Genomic DNA, 23,014 nt, shown 5'->3' with positions numbered 1-23,014 from the left:
AGTGGATTCCTCTCTCAGATCAGCTGACGGTTTTCCGCGACCAGCGCGGCGAGTTCTTCGGCGTACGCGGTCACGTACGCGTCCGCGACGGAGTCCGGCACCAAGGACCGCAGGTGGTCCACGGCCAGCAGGATCCGGTCCGAAGCCGGGTCCTGCACCAGTGCCACACCCAGCGCGAAGTTGGTCGGCTCGTACCGCATGTCCGGTTCGCAGCCGATCCGGTCGTCGACGATGCTCGTCGCCGAGCCCGCCAGCCGGCCGAGTGCGTGGAACCGCAGGAACGCGAAACACGCTTCGAGCCGCGGCGAGTCCATGAGCCGGGCCAGGCGGGCGAACGGGACCCGGCGGTGCGGCAGCAGCTCGACCTCGGCTTCGTGCACCGCGCGCACGAGGTCCGCCTGCGCAGCGTCCACCACCAGCGGGACCGTGTTCAGGAACAGCCCGTACGCCTCGGTGCCGCTGCGTTCCTCCAGCCGGCCGTTCACCGACAGGCCCGTCGTGACCCGGTCGCGGCCGGTGATCCGCGACAGCGCCCGGACGTGCGCGGCCAGCGCGGCCGCCTTGATCGGGACGCCGGCCGCCGACGCGAGCGCCGCGAGCTGGGCCGGGGCGTCCGGCAGGACCCGCTCGACCGTGCGCGGGATCTCCGCCGTCGCCGCCGCGGACCCGGAGTCGGCCGACCAGAGAGCACCGTCCGCGCCCGCCAGGCGAGAGCGCCAGAACTGCTCGCTCTCGGCAGAAGCCGCGGCGGCCTGTTCGGCGGCGACGAAGTCGCGGAACGTCGACGCGGGCGGTGGCGCCAGCGGCGAGTCCGGCGCGGCGTGCCGCTCCAGGATTTCCGTGAGCAGCGAGGTGAAGCTCCAGCCGTCCAAAATGGAGTGGTGCTCGGCGATGGTCAGCTGGAAGACGTCGTCGGCCAGCCGCTGGGCGGACACCCGGAACAGCGGTGCGGAACGCAGGTCGAAGCGCATCGCGCAGAACGCGTCGAACACCTCCCCCACCGCGGATCTCTGCGCCGCAGGAGAAAGGCCGCGAAGGTCCGCAGTGGAGACCGGCGCAGGCGCCGAAGCGTGCACCAGCTGCATCGGCTCGCGGTAGCCGATCACGTCGAACGTCGTCCGCAGCACCGGGTGCCGCTTGATGACGTCGGCGACCGCCCCGCGCAGGGCGTCCTCGTCGAGTCGGCCGGCGACGCGGTAGCTGTTGACGTTGTGGTAGCCGCCGGCGTCCCCCGACAGCTCCATGTGGTAGATCATCCCGAGCTGCATCGCCGCCATCGGGTAGGCGTCGACGACGTCCGCGGGCAGCTTCGCCAGGTCCTTTTCGGACAGTCCGGCGAACGGCCGCGCGGCCGGAGCCACCGCGGCACACGGCTTCAGCAGCGGCGCGAGGGCCGCCGGGGTGGGCGCGGCGAAAAGGTCGGGCAGCGTGAGCGTCCAGCCGCGGTCCCGCAGCTTGCCCGCCAGGTGCACCGCGCGGATGGAGTCGCCGCCGAGGTGGAAGAAGTTGTCGTGCGCCCCGGCGCCGCCGACGCCGAGGACGTCGGCGTACAGCTCGGCGAGCAGCCGCTCCCCCGTTGTGCTCGGCGCGGCGTACTCCCGCGTCGGCCGGGGCGCGGACGGCGCCGGCAGCGCCGCCCGGTCGAGCTTGCCGTTGACCGTGACGGGCAGCCGGTCGAGCACGGTCACCGTCGCCGGGATCATGTGCTCCGGCAGCGACTTCGCCAGGAACGACCGCACCTCGGCGTAGTCCAGCGGCACGGTGACGTAGGCGGCCAGCCGGTCGTCGTGCACGGTGACCGCGCAGGCGCCGACCGAAGGGTGCGTCCCCAGCGCGTGCTCGATCTCGCCGAGCTCGATGCGGAAGCCGCGGACCTTGACCTGGCTGTCGCACCGGCCGACGTACTCGAGACCACCGCCGGAAAGCCGACGGGCGACGTCCCCGGTGCGGTAGAGCCGCGCGCCCGGCGAAGGCGAGAACGGGTCGGGCAGGAACCGCTGCGCGGTGAGCCCGGCCCGGCCCCAGTAGCCGTGCGCGAGCGCGCCGCCGCCGATGTACAGCTCGCCGGGCACGCCGGCCGGGCACGGCCGCAGCCACTCGTCGAGCACGTGGGCGCTCAGGTGCGGCAGCGGCGCGCCGATCAGGCTGCGCGCGAACCCGTCCGGTCCGGTGACGTCGTGGGTGGTGACGTGCACGGTGGTTTCGGTGATGCCGTAGAGGTTGCACAGCGGCGCGGACAGCCCGAGCGCGAACCAGCGGCGCACCACCGCGGGGTCCAGCGCCTCGCCGCCGAGCATGACCTGCCGCAGGGCGGGCAACGCGGGCCCGCCGCGGAGGGTGGCTTCGAGCTGCCGCAACGCCGACGGCGTCTGGCACAGCTGGGTGACGCCTTCCACCGCGAGCAGCTCGGCGAACGCCTCCGGGGACCGGCTGGTCAGGTAGGGCACGACGACCAGCCGGCCGCCGTGGTGCAGCGGCCCCCACAGCTCCCAGACCGTCCAGTCGAAGGCGTAGCTGTGGAACAGCGTCCAGACGTCGGTCTCGGTGAACGCGAAGTGCGCGCGCCCGGACGCCATCAGCCGCCCCGCGTGCTCGTGGGCCACGGCGACGCCCTTGGGCCGGCCGGTCGAGCCGGAGGTGAAGATCACGTAGGCCAGGTCGCCGGGGCGGACCGGCACCCGCGGCCGGTCCGCGGGGTAGGCCGAAACGTCCTGCCCGACGTCGAACACCGGCCCCCCGGTGTCCTGGTCGGTGACGACCAGCCGCACACCTGTGTCGCCGAAGACGAACGCCGCGCGGTCGTCCGGCGCGGCCGGGTCGACCGGCACGTAGGCCGCGCCCGCCTTCAGGACGGCCAGGATCGCGACGACGATCGCGTCGGTGCGCTCCAGCAGCAGGCCGACCCGGTCGCCGGGGCGGACGCCGGCCGCGATCAGGGCGTGCGCGAGCCGGTTGGCCCGCCGGTCCAGCTCGGCGTAGGTCACGCTCACGCCGCCGAAGGTCACCGCGGGCCGGTCCGGGAACCGGTCCACGGTGTCCTCGAAGGACTCGTGCAGGCACCGGGACTCGCCGGCGGTGACGGCAGCGGGCGGCGAAGGCGCCAGCTCGACCTTCCACAGTGGACTGTCCGGTTCGGACAGCACGGCGGCCAGCAGGGTGCGCCAGTGCCCGGTCATCCGGTCGATCGTCGCCGCGTCGAACAGGCTGGTGCGGTATTCGACCTCGCCGCGCAGCTCGCCGTCGTCGAACGTCGACCAGGTGAGGTCGAACTTGCTCGTGCCGTTGTGGTGCACCCGCCGGGTCGCGGTGACCGGCCCGAACCGCAGCGGCTCGGACTCCTCCGCGTGCGCCCCGAACACGACCTGCACCAGCGGCGCGTGCCGGGCCGAGCGCTCGAGGGCCAGCGCGTCGACCACGACGTCGAACGGCACGTCCAGGCAGGCGTAGGCGTCGAACGCGGTGTCGCGCACGTGCTCCACGAGGTCGCGGAAGCCCGCGGCGCGGTCGACGCGCAGCCGCAGCGGCAGGATGTTGACGAAGTAGCCGATCAGGTCGGCCAGCTCCGGCCGGTCGCGGGTGGTCACCGGGGTGCCGACGACCAGGTCGGCCGCGCCGGTGTAGCGGTTGAGGAGCGCGGCGAACGCGGCCAGCTGAACGACGAACGGAGTCGCGTCCAGCTCGGCGGCGAGCTCACCGATCCGGGCGGCCAGCCCGGCCGGGAGCGCGAACTCGCGGGTGTCGCCGCCGAAGTCCTGCCGGGCGGGCGCTTCCCGGTCGGCCGGCACCGCGAGGCGCTCGGGCGCGCCGGCCAGCTGCTCGCGCCAGTACGCCAGCGGTTCGTCGTACGGCTCGGGTTCGGCGGCGTAGTCGGCGTACTGGGTGGTCAGCTCGGGCAGCACGGGAGCCCGGCCTTCGACGGCCGCGGTGTAGAGCTCCGCCAGCTCCCGCTCGAACACCCCGGACGACCAGCCGTCCCAGACGATGTGGTGCACGACGAGAACCAGCGTCACCGGGTCCGCCAGGGTCACCCGCAGCAAGGGACCGGTTTCGAGGTCGAACCCGGCGGTCAGGTCGGGTTCACCGCGGTGCACCGGGATCCGGACGTCGTCGTGGACCGTCTGCTGTGGACCGTCCGGACCGGCCGAGAACGTCGTGCGCAGGACCTCGTGCCGCCGGACGATCCCGTCGAGGGCGCTTTCCAGGACGGCCGGGTCGACGGGTGCGTCGAAGGTGAACACCCACGGCACGGTGTAGGCGGCGGAGCCGGGGTTCCAGCGGTCGAGGAACCACAGCCCGCGCTGGAGCCCGGACACCGGGGCGGTGCGGCCGGTCATGCCCGCACCTCCAGCCGGCGGGCCAGCGCGCGGACGGTCCGGGAGGCGAACACCAGCCGCGGCGCGACCCGGGTGCCGGTCTCGGTGGACAGCCGCAGCGCCACGCGGACCGCGGCGAGGGAGTTGCCGCCGAGCCGGAAGAAGCTGTCGTCGACACCCACCGCGTCGACCCCGAGGACCTCGGCCCACACCGCCGAGACCAGCCGTTCGGCCTCGGTGACGGCGGGCTCCGCCGGCACCGCCTCGACGACGCCGTCCGGGTCGGGCAGCGCGGCCCGGTCGAGCTTTCCGTTCGGGGTCGAGGGAAGTGCGTCGAGCACGGTGACGCTCGCCGGGATCATGTAGTCCGGCACCAGCGTGGCGAGGTGGTCGCAGACGTCCTGGTAGCCGGGCGCGGCGTCCCGCACGACGACGTAGGCCGCGAGCCCGCCCCCGTGCGCGACGACCGCGCAGTCCTTGACACCGGGGTGGCGCGCCAGCGCCGCGGTGACCTCGCCGGGCTCGACCCGGAAGCCGCGGATCTTCACCTGGTCGTCGGCGCGCCCGGTGATGGTGAGCAGGCCGCCGGTGGTGCGGCCGCCGACGTCGCCGGTGCGGTACATCCGCGAGCCCGGCGGGCCGAGCGGGTCGGGCAGGAACCGGTCCGCGGTCAGGCCCGGCTGCCCGACGTACCCGAGGGCCAGCCCGGCCCCGGTCGCGTAGAGCTCACCTTGGGCCGACGGCCGGAAGTGCTCGTCGAGCACCCGGACGTCCTTGTGCGCGACCGGGACGCCGATCGGGATCGCGGCCGCGGTCACGTCCGCGGCGCCGACGACGTGACACGTGGTGAAGCCCATGCTCTCGACCGGGCCGTAGCCGTTGACGATCCGCACGTGCGGGTACCGCTCGCGCAGCCGGGCCACGTGCGCGACCGAGGCGCGCTCGCCGCCGGTGAACACCACCCGCAGGCCGGCGAAGATCGCCGGGAACTCGTCGACGAGGAAGTTGAACAGCGTGGCCGACAGCTGCAGCTGCGTGACGCCGTGCCGGGCGACGAGCGCGGTCATCGTCTCCGGGTCCGGCCGCTGGCCGGGGTGCAGCACGCAGGTGCCGCCGAACAGCAGCGGGCCGTAGACCTCCAGGCCGAAGGCGTCCCAGGACACCGGCGAACACTGCAGCCACACCTCGCCGGGCGCGAAGAGCGCGTAGTCCTGGTCCAGGTAGGTCCCGGCGAGGGCGCGGTGCGAGGCCGCCACGCCCTTCGGCCGGCCGGTGGAGCCGGACGTGAACATCACGCACGCGACCGCGTCGACGCTGACGGCGATGCCGAGGTCGTCCTCGGGGCCGTCGGCGGCCGCGACGAACGCGCGGTCCACGACCAGCCGGGCTCCCGAGGCCGCGATCGCGTCCGCCCGGCGGGCTTCCGGCAGCTCCGGGTCCAGCAGCGTGTAGCCCGCGCCCGCCTTGAGGACGCCGAGCAGGGCCACGACCAGGTCGGTGTCCCGCTCGATCAGCACGGCGGCGACCGCGCCTTCGGTCACCCCGTGGGCGCGCAGGCGCCGGGCGACGCGGTTGGCACGCGCGTTCAGCTCCGCGTAGCTCAGTTCGTCGTCGCCGGAAACGAGGGCGACGGCGTCCGGGCTCAGTGCGGCCTGCCGCTCGAACAGCTCGTGCACGGGGAGGACGGCGGTCTCGGTCTCTTCGGGCCGCACGAACTCGTCCGGCTCGGTGACCAGCTCGGTCACCGCCGTCAGCCAGGCTTCGCCGAGCGCGGTCAGGGTCGCGGCGTCGAACAGGTCGGTGTCGTACTCGATCCGGCCGCCGAAGCCGGTGCCGTCGTCCTCGACCGACCACGACAGGTCGAACCGGGACAGCTCGTTGACGTGCAGCCGCCGCGAGAGCTTCGCTTCGCCGTAGGGCAGCGGGTCCGGGTCGGCGGTGTGCATCTCGAAGACCAGCTGGAACAACGGGTTCCGGTCGCCGGAGCGCTCCCCCAGCACCCGGCCGGTGATCTCCTCCAGCGGCACGTCCTGGTGGCGGTAGCCGTCGAGGGCGACGCCGCGGACGTGGTCGAGCACGTCCCGCCGAGTCGCCTCGGCCTCGACGCGGAACCGCAGCGGGAGGAGCGTGATGAAGTAGCCGATGAGGGCGTCGAGCTCCGGCCGTTCGCGGACGCTGACCGGGGTGCCGACGACGAGGTCGGCGGTGCCGCCGGTCCGGTGCACCGCGAGCACGAGGCCGGCCAGCAGCACCATGAACGGGGTCGCGTCGGCCTCCCGTGCGAACTGCCGGACCGCCGTGGCGAGGCCGGCGTCGAACGCGAAGCGGTGGTAGCCGCAGCGGTGCGCCGGTTCGGCGGGCCGCGGGTGGTCGGGCGCGAGCGCCGGGCGGTCCGGCAGGCCGCGCAGGTGCCCGGCCCAGAAGGCGAGCTGCTCTTCGGCAATCCCGTTGTCCTGCAACCAGTTCGCGTAGTCGGCGTACTGGACGGCCAGTTCCGGCAGCCGCGGTTCGCGGCCCTCGAGCAGAGCCGTGTAGCACTCGCGCAGCTCCCGGTCGAGCACGGCGAGCGAGCCCTCGTCCCAGACGATGTGGTGGAAGACGAGAGCCAGGGTCGCGGTCGTCGCCGACGTCCGGACCAGCCGGGCGCGCAGCAGCGGCCCGGCCGCGAGGTCGAACGGCGTCCGCGCGTCGGCCGCGATCAGCCCGGCCGGGTCGGCCGCCTCGGTGATCTCGAAGGGGACGTCGAGGCGCGGGTGGATCACCTGGCGCGGCAGGCTCCCGGCGACCTCGAACGTCGTGCGCAGCGCCTCGTGGCGATCCACGACCCGCTGAAGCGCCGCGCGCAGGACGCCGGCGTCGAGGGGGCCGTCGAAGTCGAACACCCACGGCACGTTGTAGGTCGGCGTGCCCGGCTGCCAGGCGTCCAGCAGCCACAACCCGCGCTGGAACCGGGACAGCGGCGCGTCGGACGCCTGGGCGCGGACCGGGCCGGGGCGCTCGTCGCCGTCGTGCATCTCGGCGGCGAAGCGCTCCAGGGTCGGCGCGTCGAAGATCCGGTACGGCGACACGGGCCCGAACACTTCGAGCACGCGACCGGCCACCCGCACGGCGGTCAGCGAGTCGCCGCCGAGGTGGAAGAAGTTGTCGTCGAGGCCGACGCGCCCGACGCCGAGGACGTCCGCCCAGATCGCGGCGAGCAGCTGCTCGGCCGGGGTGCGCGGGGCGCGGTAGCCAGCCTCGGCGCGGGCCGGCTCCGGCAGCGCGGCGCGGTCGACCTTGCCGGCGGCGGTGAGCGGCAGCTGCGGCAGGGGCGTCACGCTCGCCGGGATCAGGTGCTCCGGCAACGACTGGGCGAGGAACTCGCGTAATTCCGGGTATTCGAGCGGGTGCTCGGCGACGACGTACGCGGCGAGCTGGGTGCCGCTCGCGGCTTCGTGCGGCACGACCGCGCAGGCGGTGACGGCGGGGTGCGCGGCCAGCGCGTTCTCCACCTCGCCGGGCTCGACGCGGAAGCCGCGGATCTTCACCTGGTCGTCGGCGCGGCCGAGGAACTGCAGCTCGCCACCGGCGGTGCGGCGGGCGCGGTCGCCGGTGCGGTACATCCGGGCGCCGGGCTCGGCCGAGAACGGGTCGGCGACGAACCGGGCCGCGGTGCGCCCGCCGTCGCCGAGGTAACCGGCGGCGAGGAGGGAGCCGCCCAGGTAGAGCTCGCCTTCGTCGACCGGCCGGAGGTGCTCGTCGAGCAGGTGCGCCACGCGGTCGCCGACCGGCGTGCCGACGGTGACCGGCTGACCGGGCCGGACCTCGTGCACGGTGGCGGTGATGACGGTCTCGGTGGGGCCGTAGGCGTTGAGCAGGCGGACGCCGGTCCGGTCGAGCCAGGTGGCGGCCGCGGCCGGGGACAGCCGGTCGCTGCCGGAGACCATGGTCCGCAGCGTGGGCGGCACGGCCCGGCCGGCCCGCACCGACGCGACGAGGTCGTGGAAGTACCCGGCGGCGACGTTCGCGACGGTGACGTGCTCGGCTTCGAGCAGCTGCCAGAACTCCTCGGCGGAGCGGAGCTTCGCTTCGGGAACGACCAGGCAGGCGCCGACGCTCAGCGCGCTGGTGATCTGCTCGACGGCGACGTCCACAGTGGACCGCGCAAAGTGGAGGACGACGTCGTCGGCGCGGAGGTCGAAGCGGGCGGAGATGGCTTCGACGTGCGCGGCCAGGGCGCGGTGCCCGACGGCGACGGCCTTCGGCTCGCCCGTGGTGCCCGAGGTGTGGATGAGGTAGGCGAGGGCCTCGCCGCCCGCGGGCTCGGGACAGCTGCCACCGGGCCGGACCACGCCGCCGACCGGTGCTGCGGACTCACTGCCGCCAGGCCGCACGACCCGGACCACGCCGCCGACCGGTACCGCGGACTCACGGCCGCCAGGCCGCACGACCCGCACCACGCCGCCGACCGGTACCGCGGACTCACGGCCGCCGGGCCGCACTGCCCCGCCGTCCAGGAGCAGCCTTGCGCCGGCTCCCGCCAGCAAGCGCTCGGTGCGTTCGGCCGGCGCCGCCGGGTCCAGGGGCAGGTGCACCCCGCCCGCCCGCCAGATCGCGAGCAGCCCGGTGACCTGGTCGAACCGGTCTTCGCTGCGCACCGCGACCACGTCACCCGGCCGGGCGCCCGCCGCCGTCAGGCGCTCGGCCGTCGCCGTGACCAGCTCCTCGAGCTCGCCGTAGGTGAGCGTCCGGGCCCCGCACCGCAAGGCCGGGCGGGTGGAATCGATCGTCACGGCCGGTTTCTCGTCCTGCACCGACATGCTGGGCTCACCCCGAACTGACCACAAAGGACGGACACGGAACCTGCTGGGCGCGGGGACCGCGCCACTGAGGGAAAAACTAAGCGGTGGGAACCGCCGCGACCGGCAGGTCGAGCGGCAGTTCCGCGGCGGCAGGAGCGGCAGGCCAGACGTCGTCGGCGGTCAGCGCGTCCGGGCGGTACTTGCCCAGTGCGCTGATCAGCAGCCGCGCCTCCAGCGCCAGCGCCTCGACCAGCCGCACCAGCCCCTCGGCGCGGTCTTCGTCGACGGCGACCAGTGCCGCCCGGCCCAGCGCCGCCGCGCGGACGCCGTGGGCCAGTGCCTTGACCACCCGGGTGCCCTCCCACATGCGGCCGCCCGCCAGCAGGCAGCCCGCCGGAGACCCGATCCGGCGCAGGCACTCGGCCAGCGGCAGCCCGACGTGGCCGAGGAACGCCGTGGGCGCCCAGCCCGTGCCGCCTTCGGCGCCGTCGACGGTGACGGCGTCCGCGCCGGCCGCCCACGCGACCCGGGCGGCTTCGGCGACGTCCCGGCCCGGCGGCAGCTTCACCCAGACGCGGGCGCGCGGGAAGTTGTTGCGCATCAAGCGGACCTGCTGCCGCAGGATCTCGGCGGTGAACGTCCCGGGACTGCTCGAACGCAACTTCCGCGGGCCGAATTCGGTGAGCGCGTACTGCCCGTCGACCCGCGCCGCGGCGGCCGCATCCAGCAGGGTCATCCCGCCGAGACCGGGCTTGGCGCCCTGCCCCACCTTCAGCTCGAACCCGAGCCGGCCGCCGTCGAGCAGCGCCGACGCCGCGGGGTCGCTGTAGACGAGGTTCCAGACCTCGGCGTCGGCGTCCTCGGTGCTCTGCTGCACCACGACCCCGCCGAGCCCGTCGGGCACCTCCCCGGCGTACGCCCGCACGCGCGTGAGCAGGGCGTTCGCGTACCCGTTGACCGGCACGACGTTCTCGCCGAGCACCATCGGGAGGCCCAGCCGCCCGGCTTGGCGCGACGCCGCCATCGCGAGGTCACCGCCGCCGAGCTGCGTCGAGCCGAACGCCGAAAGGTACACCGGCAGCGGCGAGGCGAACCCGCCGATCCCGGTCGCCAGCTCGACGTCGGAGAACAGCGGTTCGCGGCCCAGCTCGATCAGCTTTTCCAGCCGCAGCGGCACGAACACCGGTGGCACCAGCCGCGCGCGGTCCAGCTCGTCGCCCTCCGGTCCGGCCGCACCGAACACCTCGCTGCCGTAGGCGGATTCGGCCGGGAACACCGCGGCGGCGCCCCGCGCGGCCCGGTCCCGGACCGCCGCCTCGGGAAAGCCGGGGGCCTTCACGGCGCCACCAGCCCGGGGACCTTCGGGTAGGCGTTGACCCGCCACACCGCGTCGAGGCCGGTGAGGAACCGGACGAGCCGCTCCAGGCCCAGCCCGAAGCCCGCGCTCGCCGGGATGCCCTCGCGGACCATGTCGAGGTACCAGCCGTACTTGGCCGGGTTCTCGCCGGTCTCGCGCATCCGCGTGACGATCCGCGCGTAGTCGGACTCGCGTTCGCTGCCGCTGGCCAGTTCGCCGAAGCCGCCGGGCGCGAGGAGGTCGAAGTTGCGCAGGACACCGGGCTCGGTGGTGGCTTCGCGGTCGTAGAAGCCGCGCGAGCCCTTGGGGTAGTCGTCGACGAAGAACGGCCGGTCGGTGGCCCGGGACAGCAGTTCCTCGCCGGCCCAGTCGAGCTCCGCGTCCGGGCTCTGCGGGTGGCCCAGCTCGTGCAGCCGGGCGACGGCGGCGGCGTGCGTGGTGCGGCCGAACGCCCCGGACAGCACGCCGGTCAGCGCCGCGAGGTCGCGGCCCAGCCCGGTCAGCTCGCCGGGGACCGTCGCGAGCACGTGCTTCACGACGTGCGTCAGCAGCCGTTCGGCGACGTCCTGGGCCTGCGCCCGGCTCGCGCCCGCGACCTCGACGTCGATCTGGTGGAACTCGGCGAGGTGCCGCCGCGTCGAGCACGTCTCGACCGGTTCCGCGCGGACGTTCGGCGCGATGTAGAAGATCTTGCCGAAGCCCAGCAGCGACGCCTGCTTGTACAGGATCCCGCTGGTCATCAGCTTGTAGCGGTGACCGTAGTAGTCGACGTCGAGCTGCTTCGAGCCGCGGACACCGGGGTCGGTGACCGGGCCGATCACCGGCGGCAGCAGCTCGGTGAACCCCTCGCCGCCGAGGAACTCCCGCACGGCGTTCAGCACCTGGTGCTGGACGCGCAGCGCGGCCTGGGTGACGGGTGAGGCGAGGTGCACGGGCAGCGGCGGTGGCAGCTGCCCGTCGGGGGTGTCGGTCATGGCGCTCCTGTCGGGTCCGGCCCCGGCCCGGCCGGGCGGGGGCGTGTCGAACTTCCGTTCCACGTGCGACAGCGCGGCCAGCAACCCGGCCGAGCCGGTCCGGTGCGGCCGGGCGGCGCGCGACGGCGGGCCGATCGGCAGCCCGCCGGTGTCCGCCCACTGCAGGCGGCCGCCGGCGTCGAGGTAGCTGCGGGCCCGGCCGGCGTTGTCCGGGTGCAGGCAGTACGGGACGTCGAGCAGGCCGCGGGCGAACGCGGCCGGCAGCGCGCCGGCCAGGTCGTCATCCAGGTCCAGCACGGCTTCGACGAGCGCGGTGGCCTCGGCGTGGATGCCGGTGTCCTCGGTGCCGGCCCCGGCCGGCGTCCCGGCGGCGACGCGCGCGGCGAGCTCGAGCGCGTCGACGTTCTCCGCGACGGTCGGGATCCGGTGGGCTTCCGCGGCCGTCTTGACGATCAGCCGGGCCGCGCCGGACCGCACCGCGAGCCGCGCGGCGGACGTCAGCAGCCGGGCCGCGCCGGCCGGCGTCCGCGGGTAGACGCCCATGTAGGCGTAGACCACGACGTGCCACTCGACTCCGGGCAGGTACCGGGCGGCCAGCAGGCGCAGCGCCCGGACGGCTTCCTCGTCCTGCGCCGGGTCGGTCTGCTGCGCGTAACTGAGTGAGACGCTGCGGAGTCCGTGCTGGGCGAAGAAGATCGCTTCGAGGACGCTGATCGCGACCAGCAGGCCCGGCGGGCAGAGCTGGCCGAGCATGCAGCCGCCGAACGTCTCCAGGTGGGCCGTGCCGCTCGCCGCCGCCAGCCGGGCGCAGGCGTCGGCCCAGTGCCGCACCGCCGTCCGCAGCGGGGTGCGGCTGTAGGGCAGGCAGTACGAGACCGGCCCGCCCTCGGTCGCGTCCAGGCCGGCGGCGACGAGCGTGGCGACGATGTCGCGCGGAGCGGCCGAACCGTGCCGCACCTGGACCGGGAAGCCCGGGCCGAGCACGCCGGCCAGCACCTCGCGGGTCACCTCCGGGCCGTGCGTGACGAGCGGGAAGCCGTTGAGCGGCGCGCCGCCGGCGAGCGCACGGGCCGCCGTGACGAGGTCGCCGACGCGGGTGTAGCTGTCGAGGGTCAGCGTGCCGACCGTGGTGGCCGCCGCGTCGCGGGTGCGGCGCAGGCCGTCCCGCATGACGTCCGGCGCCGGGAAACCCATCCGCGGCTGGACGACCAGCCGGCCGGCCGCGTGCTCCCGGGCGACGAACGCCCCGAACGGCACGCTCACGACGCCACCCGCACCGGCAGCGCGGCCAGGTAGCGCCGGAAGGCGGCGATGTCGCCGTCGCCGAAGACGCGGTCGAAGCCCGCCGCGCGCAGCTCGGCTTCCGCCGCCACGCCCCGGGTGCCGTCGACGCCGAGCTTGCCGCCGATGACCAGGGCCGCGCCGGCCAGCGCGGCCCGCAGGCGCGGGGCCAGGCGGAGGCCGTCGGTGTGCCCGTGGCCGTTGACCGTGCTGAGCACCACCACGTCCGGGTCCAGCCGTCGGCACTCGCGCACCACCAGCTCGTCCGGCACGCACGCGCCGAGGTTCGTCACCGCGAAGCCGAGCTCTTCGAGCAGCAGCTGCAGGTAGACGAGGTTCCAGGTGTGCGCGTCGGAGGCCGTGCTGCTGACCACCGCGACCGGGCGAAGTTCCGAAGTCACGTTCCCGAACCTAAGCGGGGCAACGGAGCCCGACCGGCAGTTGCGGCGGCAGGAGGGCGGCGGCAACCCGGCGGGCACCGAAACTGCCGCCGCACTGCCGCACCGGCTGCCGCCGCGCGGCCGGGACGCGGCCTAGCGTCGGCTCACGAGCGAACCCGGGTGGCTCCACTGTGGACGCCCGCGGCGGGTGCGGCGAAAGGACAAACGATGGGTTCACTGGGCGTCAAAGAGTTCCTGCCGCTCGACTGGGTGGTCGAGCCCGGCGAGCCGGCGAGCGCCGAAGTGCGCGAGCTGACCGATCTCGACGCCGCCGTGGCGTGGCTCGCCGAAGCGGCCCCGTCGCTGCGGGCGGCGTTGCACCGCCACGGCGCGGTGCACCTGCGCGGCCTGCCGATCGCGAGCGTCGAGGACTTCGGGCGCGTCCGCGACACGCTGATGCCGGCCCGCACGCCGTACCGCGAGAAGGCGACCCCGCGCAGCGACTTCGGCAACGGCGTCTTCTCCTCGACCGACCTGCCGGCCGCCCAGCGGATCCGGATGCACAACGAGAACAGCTACACGCTCACCTTCCCCGGCCTGCTGATGTTCTCCTGCCTGATCGCCCCGGCCGAGGGCGGGGCGACGCCGGTCGCCGACGTCCGCAAGGTGCTGCGCGCGCTGCCGGCGGAGCTCGTGGCGAAGGTCCGCGCGCACGGCTGGCTGCTCGACCGCAGCTACTCCGAGCACATCTCGACCGACTGGCGGACCGCGTTCGCCGCGACCACCCGCGAGGACGTCGAACGCTACTGCGCCGAGAACCTCATCGCGGCCCGCTGGCAGGCCGACGGGCACCTGCGGACCAGCCAGGTGCGGCCCGGCGTCATCAGCCACCCGGTCACCGGCGAGGAGGTCTGGTTCAACCACCTGGCCTTCTGGAACGAGTGGTCGCTCGACGAGGAACTGCGCGAGACGCTGATCGACGAGTTCGGCCGCGACGACCTCCCGTTCAACACCGCCATCGGCGACGGCAGCCCGCTGACCCGCGAGGAGATGGCCGCACTGGACGCCGCCTACGACGCCGCGACCGTGCGCAAGCAGTGGCAGCCGGGCGACCTGCTGCTCGTCGACAACATCCTGAACACCCACGGGCGCGACCCGTTCCGCGGCGACCGCAAGATCGTCGTCGCGATGGGCGAGCCCGTCGACGTCGCCGACTGCGCGCCGACCGTCCCGCCGGCCGGGGCCCGCTGATGGCCGGCCTGCTCCCCCGCTTCCGCGACGCGGTCCGCCGCGCGCCCGAGCGGATCGCCGTGCGGGACACCGATTCCGCGCTGACCTTCGCCGAACTCGACCGCCGGAGCGCCGCACTGGCCGGTGCCCTGCGCGCTCACGGCGTCGGGCGCGGCGACCGCGTCGGGGTCGCTCTCGGCCGGGGCACCGACCTCGTGGTGGCCCTGCTCGCCGTCTGGCGGACCGGCGCCGCCTACGTCCCCCTCGACCCGGCTTACCCGGCCGACCGGCTGGCTTTCATGGCCGGCGACGCGGCGATCCGGGCCCTGGTCTCGGCGACGACGCCGGGCTGGCTCCCGGCGGACGCGGTCGTCGTCGCACCCGGTGCGGAGGGACCGGCCGCGGCCGACACCGCCGTGTCGGACTTCGATCCCGCCTACGTGATCTACACGTCCGGCTCGACCGGGCGCCCCAAGGGCGTCCCGGCGCACCACGGCGCGGTGGCCGCGCTCGTCGCCGCGCTGGAGCAGGCGGGCATGTACGCGGCCGGGCCCCGGGTCGCCGCCTGGAACGCCAGCGTGTCCTTCGACGCCTCCGTGCAGCAGTGGGCACGCGTCTGCCGCGGCGACACCGTCGTGGTCCTCGACGACGCCCACCGCACCGACCCGGCCGCGCTCGCCGCGTGGCTGGACGACTGCGGCGTCACCGACCTCGACCTGACGCCGTCGCACTGGACGGCGTTGCGGGAGCACCTGCTCGACCGCCCGCTGCGGCTGTTCGTCGGCGGGGAGCCGATCCCGGAGCCGATGTGGCGGGAACTGGCCGCAAGCCCGCTGGAGGCGCTGAACCTCTACGGCCCGACCGAGTCCACTGTGGACGCCACGGCGGCGTGGATCACCGGCCCGGCCCCGCACATCGGCGTGCCGCTGGCCGGGATCCGGGCCCACGTCCTCGACGCCGCCCTGCGGCCGGCGCCCTCGGGTGAGCTGTACCTGTCCGGGCCGCGGCTCTCGGCCGGGTACCTCGGCCGGCCGGGCCTGACCGCCGAGCGGTTCCTGCCCGACCCCTTCGGCCCGCCGGGCACGCGGTTGTACCGGACCGGCGACGAGGTCCGCTGGACCGACGGCGGCACCTTGGAGTTCACCGGCCGGCTCGACCGCCAGGTGAAGCTGCGCGGCTACCGGATCGAGCTCGGCGAGATCGAGGCGGTGCTGCGCGAGGCCCCCGGCGTCACCGCCGCGGCGGTCGTGCTGCGCGACGACCGGCTGATCGCCTACCACGTCGGCGGCGGCGACCCGCGTGCGACGGCGGCCGGGAAGCTGCCGGAGCACATGGTCCCGGCCGCGTTCGTCCGGCTCGAGACACTCCCGCGCACGCCGAACGGCAAGCTCGACACCGCCGCGCTGCCCGAGCCGGAGGCCGACGGCGGCCCGGCCCCGAGCGGACCCGTGGAGGAACTGATCGCGGACGTCTGGGCGGAGGTGCTGGGCCGCGACGGCGTCGGCGCCGACGACGACTTCTTCGCCCTCGGCGGGCATTCGCTGGTCGCCCTGCGCGTGGTCGCCCGGCTGAAGAAGAACTTCGGCGTTCCGGTGTCCACTAAGGACGTTTACCGGCACCCCCGGCTGGCCGACCTCGCCAAGCACGTCTCGGCGCTCGCCACGAGCTGAAAGGAGCACGGCGATGGACAACCTCCGCAACACCGTGGTGCGCGCCAAACCCAACCCGGGCGCGGCGAAGACGCTGGTGTGCCTCGGGTTCTGCGGCGGCGGCTCCGGCCCGTACCTGCCGTGGGCCGACGTGCTGCCGCCGGACGTCGAACTGGTGACGATCTGCTACCCGGGGCGCGACGGCCGTTTCCTCGACGACTTCGCCCCGGACTGGGACGCGCTCGCCGAAGACGCGACCGACGCCGTGACCGCGGCCGCGCGCCCGCGCCCGTACCTGTTGTTCGGGCACAGCATGGGCGGCTGGATGGCGTTCGAGGTGGCGCACCGCCTGCGGCTGCGGGGCGGCCCGCTGCCGGAGACGCTGATCGTGTCGTCGGCGAACGCGCCGAGCCGCGGGCTCACCCCGCGGGACATGTTCCCGGCCCAGCAGGACACCGACGAGCAGCTGGTGGCGTGGATGCGCACCAACGGCCTGCTGCCCGGCTACGTGCTCGACGACCCGGAGCTGAGCGAGATGGCCCTGGAACTCATGCGGGCCGACATCCGGGTCCGCGACACGTTCCGGGCCCCCGAAGGCGCGACGGCGAGCGTCCCGCTGGAGGTGCTGACCGGCGCCGACGACGACGTGATCGTCCCGGACGCGGCCGAGCAGTGGCGGGCGCTGGCCGGGAACGGCTACCGGCACGTCGAACTCCCCGGTGGGCACTTCTACACCCCGGAGATCTGGCGGACCCTGCCCACCCGGATCCCGGCCCTGTCCCCGCTCCCGGCGGCCGGCTGACCCCGCGGCGGGGTCCTCCCGGCCCGGAGGACCCCGCTACGGTGTCGGCTGGAGCTTCAGTCAACGGAAGGCGGCGGCGTGGCGGGCAAACGCGACCTCATCCTGCGGGCGGCGGTCGCCGTGATCGCGCGGAACGGGGTCCGCGGCCTGCGGGTCGAAGAGGTCGCGGCCGAAGCCGGAGCGTCGACGGGCCTCATCTACTACCACTTCAAGGACCGCGCCGGGCTGCTGAGCGCCACGCTCGACCACGTCAACGACCGCGCCGAGCGGTACACGACCCGGGCGCTGCCGGACACCGGGGACGCGCGGGTCCTGCTGGAGCAGAGCCTGCTGCTGGAGCTGCAGGACGTCGACGAGGTCCGGGAGAACAGCCTCGCGTGGGGCGAGCTGCGCGCCAGCGCGGTGTTCGAACCCGAGCTGCGCGACCGGCTGACCGGCGCCACCGGGACGTGGGTGGCCGAGATCGCCGAGCTGGTCGCGGCCGCGGCTCCGGCCGCCCTGGCGGACGACGTCGCCGAGCGGCTGACCGCGCTGGTCGAAGGCCTGTCGGAGCGCTGGCTGTCCGGAACGCTCCCCCTGGTCAGGGCACGCGACCTGCTGCTCGGCGCGATCACGGCCGAACTCGGCTCCTGACCCCCTTGTCCCGGACGTCACCGGTGATCCGCCGGTTTCGATTTGACTGAATTTTCAGTCAGTGTCAGGCTGGGGTCATGCCACCCGAACTCCTGTCCCGCCGCGGCGCTCTCACGGCTTTGGCCGGGCTGGGCGCCACCGCCCTCGCCGCGTGCACCACGCGGACCCCGCCGGGCTCGCCGGGTTCGCCGGCCGTGAGCCCTGCCCCGGCCGCGCGGACCTTCGGTGCCGAATGGGAGCACCACGCCCGCACGCTCATGTCCTGGCCGTCGTCGGCGGGGATCTGGGGCGCCGACCTGCCCGACGTCCAGGCGGACATCGCGCGGCTGGCCCGTGCCGTGGCCGGGTTCGAGAACGTCGTCCTGCTCGCGAAACCCGCGGACCGGGACCAGGCGCAGGCCGCCGTGGGCACCGACGTCGAGGTCGTCCCCATCCCGACCGACGACCTGTGGGCCCGCGACACGGCACCGGTTTTCGTCCAGGAGGGCGAAAAGCCGGCCGGCATCGACTTCGGTTTCAACGGCTGGGGCGGCAAGCAGCAGCACCCGAACGACGCCGGCGTCGCGCGCGCGGTGCTGGCGGAGTACCGGCTCCCCCGCGTCGTGGCCCCGCTGGTCGCGGAGGGCGGCGCGCTGGAGACCGACGGCGGGGGCACGTTGCTGGTCACGGAAAGCTCGCTGGTCAACGACAACCGCAACCCCGGCAAGGACCGGCAACGGGTGGAAGCCGAGCTCAAAAGCACCCTCGGGGTCAGCACGGTGATCTGGCTCGCGGGCGTGCGCGGCGAGGACATCACCGACGCGCACGTCGACTGCCTCGTCCGCTACGTCGCGCCGGGGGTCGTGGTGCTGGACAAGGCTTTCCCGGGCGAACCCCCGGACGTCTGGTCCCGCGCCGGCGACCAGGCCCGCGGAGTGCTCACCGAGGCCACCGACGCCGCCGGGCGGCGCCTCGAGGTCGTCGACCTCCCCCAGCCGGACCCGGACCGGATCACCGGCCGCGGCGACGCGTTCGTGTCGTCGTACGCGAACTTCTTCGTGGCCAACGGCGCGGTGTTCCTCCCGAAGTTCGGCGACTCCACGGCTGACGACCGCGCCCGCGGCATCCTGGCGGAGCACTTCCCGGGCCGCGAGGTGGTCCTGGTCCCGATCGACGCCATCGCCGCCGGCGGCGGCGGGATCCACTGCTCGACGCACGACATGCCGGGCTGATCCGAGGTGCGCACGACCGGCGCCGGGACGTGCTCACCGGCGGGTCCGCCCGGCGGTAACGTCGGAGGCGTGCGGGAACCGGGAAGTGGTGCGGACGCGGTGTTGCCGGACGTGCTGGCCGGGGGACTGCGGGTGGTGTTCGCCGGCATCAACCCCGGCCTCACCTCGGCGGCGGCCGGGCACAGCTTCCACACCCCGGGCAACCGGTTCTGGCCCGCCCTGCACCGATCGGGGTTCACGCCCCGCCGCCTGCGCGCGGAGGACGAGCGCCTCCTGCTCGGCTGGGGCCTGGGCATCACCAGCATCGTCCGCCGCCCGACGGCCCGCGCCGCCCAGCTGTCGCGCGCCGAACTCGCCGACGGCGGCCGCGACCTGGCCGAGCGGATCCGCGAGATCGGACCGGAGTGGCTGGCGGTGCTGGGCGTGACGGGTTACCGGGCGGCGTTCGGCGCCCCGGCCGCCCAGCTCGGCCCGCAACCCACGACGATCGGCGGCGCCCGCGTGTGGATCGTGCCCAACCCCAGCGGCCTCAACGCCCACTTCCCGCCGGAGGCACTGGCGATCGAGTTCGCGCGGCTGCGCGTCGCCGCCGGCATCCCGGACCGCTCCGGTCTCCTCGGCGAAGGCCCCCACTGATCAGCCGGCGTCGTCGGTGACGCCGTCGGTGGCCCGCCGAGCAAGATCGACCGCGGTTTACCACCCGGTGAGCGGGGAAACCCCGGCGCCCACGCCGATCACGGAGGTACCGATGCGCGTCCTGGCCCTCGTCTGCACCCTCAAGCCTTCGCCGGCGAAGTCGAGCAGCGACCTGATCACGTCGCAGCTGCTCGAGCTCTTCGCGCGGCAGGGCGTGACCGGCGAGACCGTGCGCGTCGTCGACCACGACGTCCGGCCCGGCGTGGAAGCCGACATGGGCCACGGCGACGCGTGGCCGTCGATCCGCGCCAAGATCCACGAGGCCGACATCCTGCTCGTGGCCACGCCGACGTGGGTCGGGCACATGTCCAGCGTCGCGCAGCGCGTGCTGGAACGGCTCGACGCCGAATTGTCCGAAACGGACGAGGACGGCCGCCCGGCGATGTTCGGCAAGGTCGCCGTGGCCGCCGCGGTCGGCAACGAGGACGGCGCGCACAAGATCATCGCCGACCTGTTCCAGGCGCTCAACGACACCGGGTTCTCGATCCCGGCGCAGGGCGGCACCTACTGGAACGGCGAAGCCATGCAAGGCGGCGACTACAACGACCTCGACGAGACTCCCGAGGCCGTCGCGTCGACCAACGCCACGCTGGTGCGCAACGCCGTCCACCTGGCCCGGCTGCTCGAAAAGGAGCAGTACCCGGCCGGGTGAGAACGCGGTGCTTCAGCCGCGCGAGTTCTGGGTAAGAGCACAGGTATCCGCGGTTCAACCCAGCAGCCGTGACGCACTTCGCGCCGGCCTGGCTCCGTGGAGCCGCCGTCCACACCGGAGGTGGCAGCAACCATGCGCACTGACGACCCGGTAGCCCGGTTCCACCGGCGCACCACGACCGTCACGATCACCGCGACCGGCGAGGCCACTGTGCTGGCCGCCGTCGGCGACCTCGACCAGCACATCGCCTAGCGCCTGTTCGCCCGCCTCACCGCGGAGCTGCGCAAGCGCCCGAAAGCGCTGCTCGTGGACCTCACCCGGGTCGGCTTCTGCTCGGCCGAAGCCCTGCGGATCCTGCTGCTGACCACCGGCGAAGCGCACGCCGCCGGCATCCCGTGCGTGATCGCCAGCGACCAGCACGCCGTCGTGCGGCCGATCGCGGCGCTGCGCCTCGAGCACCTGCTGCCGGTCTACCCGACGCTGGCGCTCGCCCGCGAGCGGCTGGCGCTCTGCGCGGCATCGACGAGCCGGCGGTCCGCCGTCAGCTGAGCCTCAGCGCGGCAGGATGACCTGGACGGTGACGTCGCCGACCGTGAACTGCCACCTCCGCTGCCCTCCGGCGTCGAGGGCCTTCGCCGCCTGCCGTTCCAGGTCGGGGATCAGCTCCGCCGGCAGTCCCGAAGACTCGAGGGCACCGCGCAATCCTTCCGGCGAGTCCACGACGATCGTCATGGACACCGACGAGGAGGACGACGTCACCACCGTGGTGGACGACGAACCCGGCTCCTCCTCGTGGCTGCTGAACAGCTCCACCCGGTGGGGCCCCACGACGATCGCGGCGCCGAGCAGCAGGCCCAGCAAGGCGGCCACGGTGACCGCGCACCCCTCCGGCGGCGGCGCGACCACGGCGGACTCGGGCGCGGACTCGACGACCGCGTCCGCCGCCCGGCTCCGCCACTGCGCCCCCGGGACCGGCACGACCTTCGCCAGCCACGGCCGGTCCGGCGGGTACTGGACCACGAGGACGTCCCCCGCCCGGACGTCGGGCAGGTCGGCCAGGTTGACGTGGTGGACGATCTCGACGCGGAACGACGGCTGCCCGTCGGGAGCGACGGTGAGCACGAGGGTGACCGGCACGTCGCCCGTTTCCGTACCCCCGGCGCGCCGGCTTTCGATCTTCGCGAGCGCGACGCGGGGAACGACGGCCGCCTCACGGGCACGGCGTGGCACGCCGGCCACGAACAGCAGCACACCGTAGGCGACGGGCAGGCCCACGCCGGTCAGGATGAGCGGGACGTCTTCGAGGATGATGCCGGTGACGAAGGCACTCAGCGCGCCCCCGGCGACACCGCCGCCGAGGAAGCCGCGCAGCAGGGCGGCAAGGGACACGAAAGCTCCTCAGAAGGGTGATTCGGCCGGATCCGGTTCCACCAGCACGGCTTCCGGGTTTTGGGGGTCGTACCGGACCCGCACCCGGGAACCGCGGGTCGGGGCCTGGAGGAACGGCGTGATCATCGTCGTCACCACCGTGCACTCCCCCGTCTCCGCCGGGAACCGGACGTGGACGACGAACCGCGGGTTCCCCAGCACCCAGACGTTGGTGAACTCGACGTGCGTGACGTGGCCGGTCACCTCCCGGCCGGTGCGGCGCAGGGCTTCGGCCCGGTCGTCGGCCTCCGCCTCGGTGAGGAACGTCCGCAGCTGCACCGCGATCAGCACCAGCGCCACCAGCGCGGCCACCGCCGGCACCAGGTAGGGCTCGTAGTAGACGACCCAGTCCACATCGGACCACGGCTCGGCGTCGCCGTCGAGGAACGGCAGCCGCCGCCCCACCGACTCCGGCGGCGTCCACGACGGGATGGCCAGCCCGCTGCCCAGCGCGACGCCGAGCGCCGTGGTGAGCGAGCCCGCCCGGAAGCCGGTGGCCAGCCGGTCCAGGGACGGGCCCGCCGCCCACAGCATCGCGAAGCCGAGCGAGGACGCGACCGTGATCGCGAGGCTGAAGAACAGCACCAGCGAAGCCGTCGGGCCCGCGTCGGCCCCCCACGCGTCGACGCGGTTCAGCGACATCAGCCGGAAGCCGTCCAGCAGCCCGAGCGAGCCGGACCAGCCCGCGGCCGCCCAGGCGAGCGTCGTGGGCACCCCGAGCAGCCACAGCCGCCGCCCGCGCCGGCCCGGCCGCGGGTCCCCCGGCAGTCCGAAGGCGAACACCGCGTCCCCCTAGTCGATCGGGCCGAACACGGCGACCTTCGCCGGGTCGGCCGGGTCGACGCGGGCCTCGTGCCGGGTGCCGGGCGCGTACTGCTGGATCGTCGCCAGCGGCGTGATCAGCGGAGCGACGGTCCGGTAGGTGCTGCCGTCGGCGCGGGTGACCTCCAGCGTCGCGGTGTACCGGGCCTGCCCGGCGACCGTCCGGTCGGTGGGCTCCAGCGCCCGGACGACGAGCGTGGCCGGCTCACCGGTGTCGTACAGCCGCCGCAGCTCGGTGCCGTAGGCCTGCAGTTCCTGCTGCTGTCGCAGCTGCTCTTCGGCGGGCAGCGCCAGGAACGCGGCCATCGCGGGATCGGCGGTCATCGACCGGAAAGCCTGCGCGGCGAGCTGCGGTGTCGGCAGCTGCGGAGTGATGTCGTGCCCCTGGGCCGCGGCCGCCCGCCGGAACTGCTCCGCGTGCTGCTGGAAAGCTTGCGCACCGCGGGCCGCGCCCTGCTGGGTGGCCTCGTCGACCTTCTGGCGGATTTTCTTGAACATGGGCTCCTGCCTCTCTGTGCGATGTGCACAGCTTCGGCGGGCCGTGGTGCTACCGAACCCAGGTTTGCCCGTCGCCGGGGGCATTTGGGCAGATCAGCGCCACTCGGAGGACGGGTGAGCGGGCTGGCTGCGGCTGCTCACGCCACCGCGAGAGCCGGGTGCGCAGCTCGGCGACCGGGTCGACGCCACCCAGCGCGCTCACCAGGATTCCGGTCGCCGGCGGTATCCAGGCCGGTCAACGCCACCTGAAAGACAGGCGAACAGCTCCGCCTCTCACACCACCACGCAAGCCAGGTGCGCAGCTCGT

16 protein-coding genes and 1 pseudogene are annotated in these 23,014 nt (G+C 74.3%); 8 read left to right on the top strand and 9 right to left on the bottom strand.

Features of this window, described 5'->3' with window-relative positions:
- Positions 1–14: 14 nt before the first annotated feature.
- The 6 genes and pseudogenes from AB0B33_RS27215 to AB0B33_RS27190 all read right to left on the bottom strand — a co-directional run bounded on the left by AB0B33_RS27215 (position 15) and on the right by AB0B33_RS27190 (position 13,107).
- On the bottom strand, positions 15–4,334 hold the full coding sequence (locus tag AB0B33_RS27215) for an amino acid adenylation domain-containing protein (protein WP_360776848.1): 4,320 nt from the start codon (positions 4,332–4,334) through the stop codon (positions 15–17).
- Complete coding sequence (locus tag AB0B33_RS27210; protein WP_360776846.1) at positions 4,331–9,085, bottom strand: amino acid adenylation domain-containing protein; 4,755 nt, start codon at positions 9,083–9,085, stop codon at positions 4,331–4,333. The genes AB0B33_RS27215 and AB0B33_RS27210 overlap by 4 nt, the downstream gene beginning before the upstream one ends.
- A gap of 106 nt (positions 9,086–9,191) precedes the next feature.
- Complete coding sequence (locus tag AB0B33_RS27205; RefSeq protein ID WP_360776844.1) at positions 9,192–10,433, bottom strand: glutamate synthase-related protein; 1,242 nt, start codon at positions 10,431–10,433, stop codon at positions 9,192–9,194.
- Positions 10,430–11,425, bottom strand: a complete 996-nt coding sequence (locus AB0B33_RS27200) for an asparagine synthetase A (protein ID WP_360776991.1) — start codon at positions 11,423–11,425, stop codon at positions 10,430–10,432. The genes AB0B33_RS27205 and AB0B33_RS27200 overlap by 4 nt, the downstream gene beginning before the upstream one ends.
- Positions 11,426–11,470: 45 nt before the next feature.
- Positions 11,471–12,688, bottom strand: a pseudogene (locus tag AB0B33_RS27195) (methylaspartate mutase); the annotation flags it as partial.
- Positions 12,685–13,107, bottom strand: coding sequence for a cobalamin-dependent protein (locus AB0B33_RS27190; protein ID WP_247022744.1), 423 nt, complete (start codon positions 13,105–13,107; stop codon positions 12,685–12,687). The pseudogene AB0B33_RS27195 and the gene AB0B33_RS27190, both read right to left, overlap by 4 nt.
- Before the next feature lie 207 nt (positions 13,108–13,314).
- On the opposite strand from AB0B33_RS27190, the gene AB0B33_RS27185 reads away from it, so the two are divergent.
- From AB0B33_RS27185 to AB0B33_RS27150, 8 genes are all read left to right on the top strand, one after another.
- Positions 13,315–14,337 (top strand): TauD/TfdA family dioxygenase, encoded by a 1,023-nt coding sequence (locus tag AB0B33_RS27185; protein WP_360776842.1) that lies wholly within the window; start codon positions 13,315–13,317, stop codon positions 14,335–14,337.
- Positions 14,337–15,986 (top strand): non-ribosomal peptide synthetase, encoded by a 1,650-nt coding sequence (locus AB0B33_RS27180; RefSeq protein ID WP_360776840.1) that lies wholly within the window; start codon positions 14,337–14,339, stop codon positions 15,984–15,986. The genes AB0B33_RS27185 and AB0B33_RS27180 overlap by 1 nt, the downstream gene beginning before the upstream one ends.
- A gap of 13 nt (positions 15,987–15,999) precedes the next feature.
- Positions 16,000–16,767: an alpha/beta fold hydrolase gene (locus AB0B33_RS27175; protein ID WP_247022741.1), complete on the top strand. Its 768-nt coding sequence runs from the start codon at positions 16,000–16,002 to the stop codon at positions 16,765–16,767.
- Between the two features lie 78 nt (positions 16,768–16,845).
- Positions 16,846–17,400 (top strand): helix-turn-helix domain-containing protein, encoded by a 555-nt coding sequence (locus AB0B33_RS27170; RefSeq protein ID WP_360776838.1) that lies wholly within the window; start codon positions 16,846–16,848, stop codon positions 17,398–17,400.
- 77 nt (positions 17,401–17,477) lie between these two features.
- Positions 17,478–18,611, top strand: a complete 1,134-nt coding sequence (locus AB0B33_RS27165; protein WP_360776836.1) for an agmatine deiminase family protein — start codon at positions 17,478–17,480, stop codon at positions 18,609–18,611.
- A 69-nt stretch (positions 18,612–18,680) separates the two neighbouring features.
- The gene (gene mug, locus AB0B33_RS27160; RefSeq protein ID WP_360776834.1) at positions 18,681–19,247 is read left to right on the top strand and encodes a G/U mismatch-specific DNA glycosylase; all 567 of its coding nucleotides are present in this window, start codon (positions 18,681–18,683) and stop codon (positions 19,245–19,247) included.
- A 112-nt stretch (positions 19,248–19,359) separates the two neighbouring features.
- Positions 19,360–19,959, top strand: a complete 600-nt coding sequence (locus tag AB0B33_RS27155) for an NAD(P)H-dependent oxidoreductase (protein ID WP_360776832.1) — start codon at positions 19,360–19,362, stop codon at positions 19,957–19,959.
- A 255-nt stretch (positions 19,960–20,214) separates the two neighbouring features.
- Positions 20,215–20,508, top strand: coding sequence for an STAS domain-containing protein (locus AB0B33_RS27150; RefSeq protein WP_360776989.1), 294 nt, complete (start codon positions 20,215–20,217; stop codon positions 20,506–20,508).
- Positions 20,509–20,511: 3 nt separating this feature from the next.
- Here the strand turns inward: AB0B33_RS27150 and AB0B33_RS27145 are convergent, their stop codons facing one another.
- From AB0B33_RS27145 to AB0B33_RS27135, 3 genes are read right to left on the bottom strand one after another with little or no spacing between them, the layout of a single operon-like run.
- A complete protein-coding gene (locus AB0B33_RS27145; protein ID WP_360776830.1) occupies positions 20,512–21,348 on the bottom strand; it encodes a hypothetical protein in 837 nt (278 codons plus the stop codon).
- 9 nt (positions 21,349–21,357) lie between these two features.
- A complete protein-coding gene (locus AB0B33_RS27140) occupies positions 21,358–22,170 on the bottom strand; it encodes a DUF3592 domain-containing protein (protein ID WP_360776828.1) in 813 nt (270 codons plus the stop codon).
- A 9-nt stretch (positions 22,171–22,179) separates the two neighbouring features.
- The gene (locus tag AB0B33_RS27135) at positions 22,180–22,707 is read right to left on the bottom strand and encodes a hypothetical protein (protein ID WP_247022733.1); all 528 of its coding nucleotides are present in this window, start codon (positions 22,705–22,707) and stop codon (positions 22,180–22,182) included.
- Positions 22,708–23,014 lie beyond the last annotated feature (307 nt).

This window comes from Amycolatopsis sp. NPDC049159, assembly GCF_040648295.1.
GTDB classification, from domain to species: domain Bacteria; phylum Actinomycetota; class Actinomycetes; order Mycobacteriales; family Pseudonocardiaceae; genus Amycolatopsis; species Amycolatopsis pretoriensis_A.
This window is presented reverse-complemented; position numbering and strand designations above follow the sequence as displayed.

What these genes read in the sequence shown, in the direction of transcription:
- AB0B33_RS27185 (WP_360776842.1), top strand. Translation starts at nt 13,315, where the DNA reads ATGGGTTCACTGGGCGTCAAAGAGTTCCTGCCGCTCGACTGGGTGGTC.
- AB0B33_RS27175 (WP_247022741.1), top strand. Translation starts at nt 16,000, where the DNA reads ATGGACAACCTCCGCAACACCGTGGTGCGCGCCAAACCCAACCCGGGC.
- AB0B33_RS27165 (WP_360776836.1), top strand. Translation starts at nt 17,478, where the DNA reads ATGCCACCCGAACTCCTGTCCCGCCGCGGCGCTCTCACGGCTTTGGCC.
- AB0B33_RS27215 (WP_360776848.1), bottom strand. Translation starts at nt 4,334, where the DNA reads ATGACCGGCCGCACCGCCCCGGTGTCCGGGCTCCAGCGCGGGCTGTGG.
- AB0B33_RS27135 (WP_247022733.1), bottom strand. Translation starts at nt 22,707, where the DNA reads ATGTTCAAGAAAATCCGCCAGAAGGTCGACGAGGCCACCCAGCAGGGC.
- AB0B33_RS27180 (WP_360776840.1), top strand. Translation starts at nt 14,337, where the DNA reads ATGGCCGGCCTGCTCCCCCGCTTCCGCGACGCGGTCCGCCGCGCGCCC.
- AB0B33_RS27200 (WP_360776991.1), bottom strand. Translation starts at nt 11,425, where the DNA reads ATGACCGACACCCCCGACGGGCAGCTGCCACCGCCGCTGCCCGTGCAC.
- AB0B33_RS27155 (WP_360776832.1), top strand. Translation starts at nt 19,360, where the DNA reads ATGCGCGTCCTGGCCCTCGTCTGCACCCTCAAGCCTTCGCCGGCGAAG.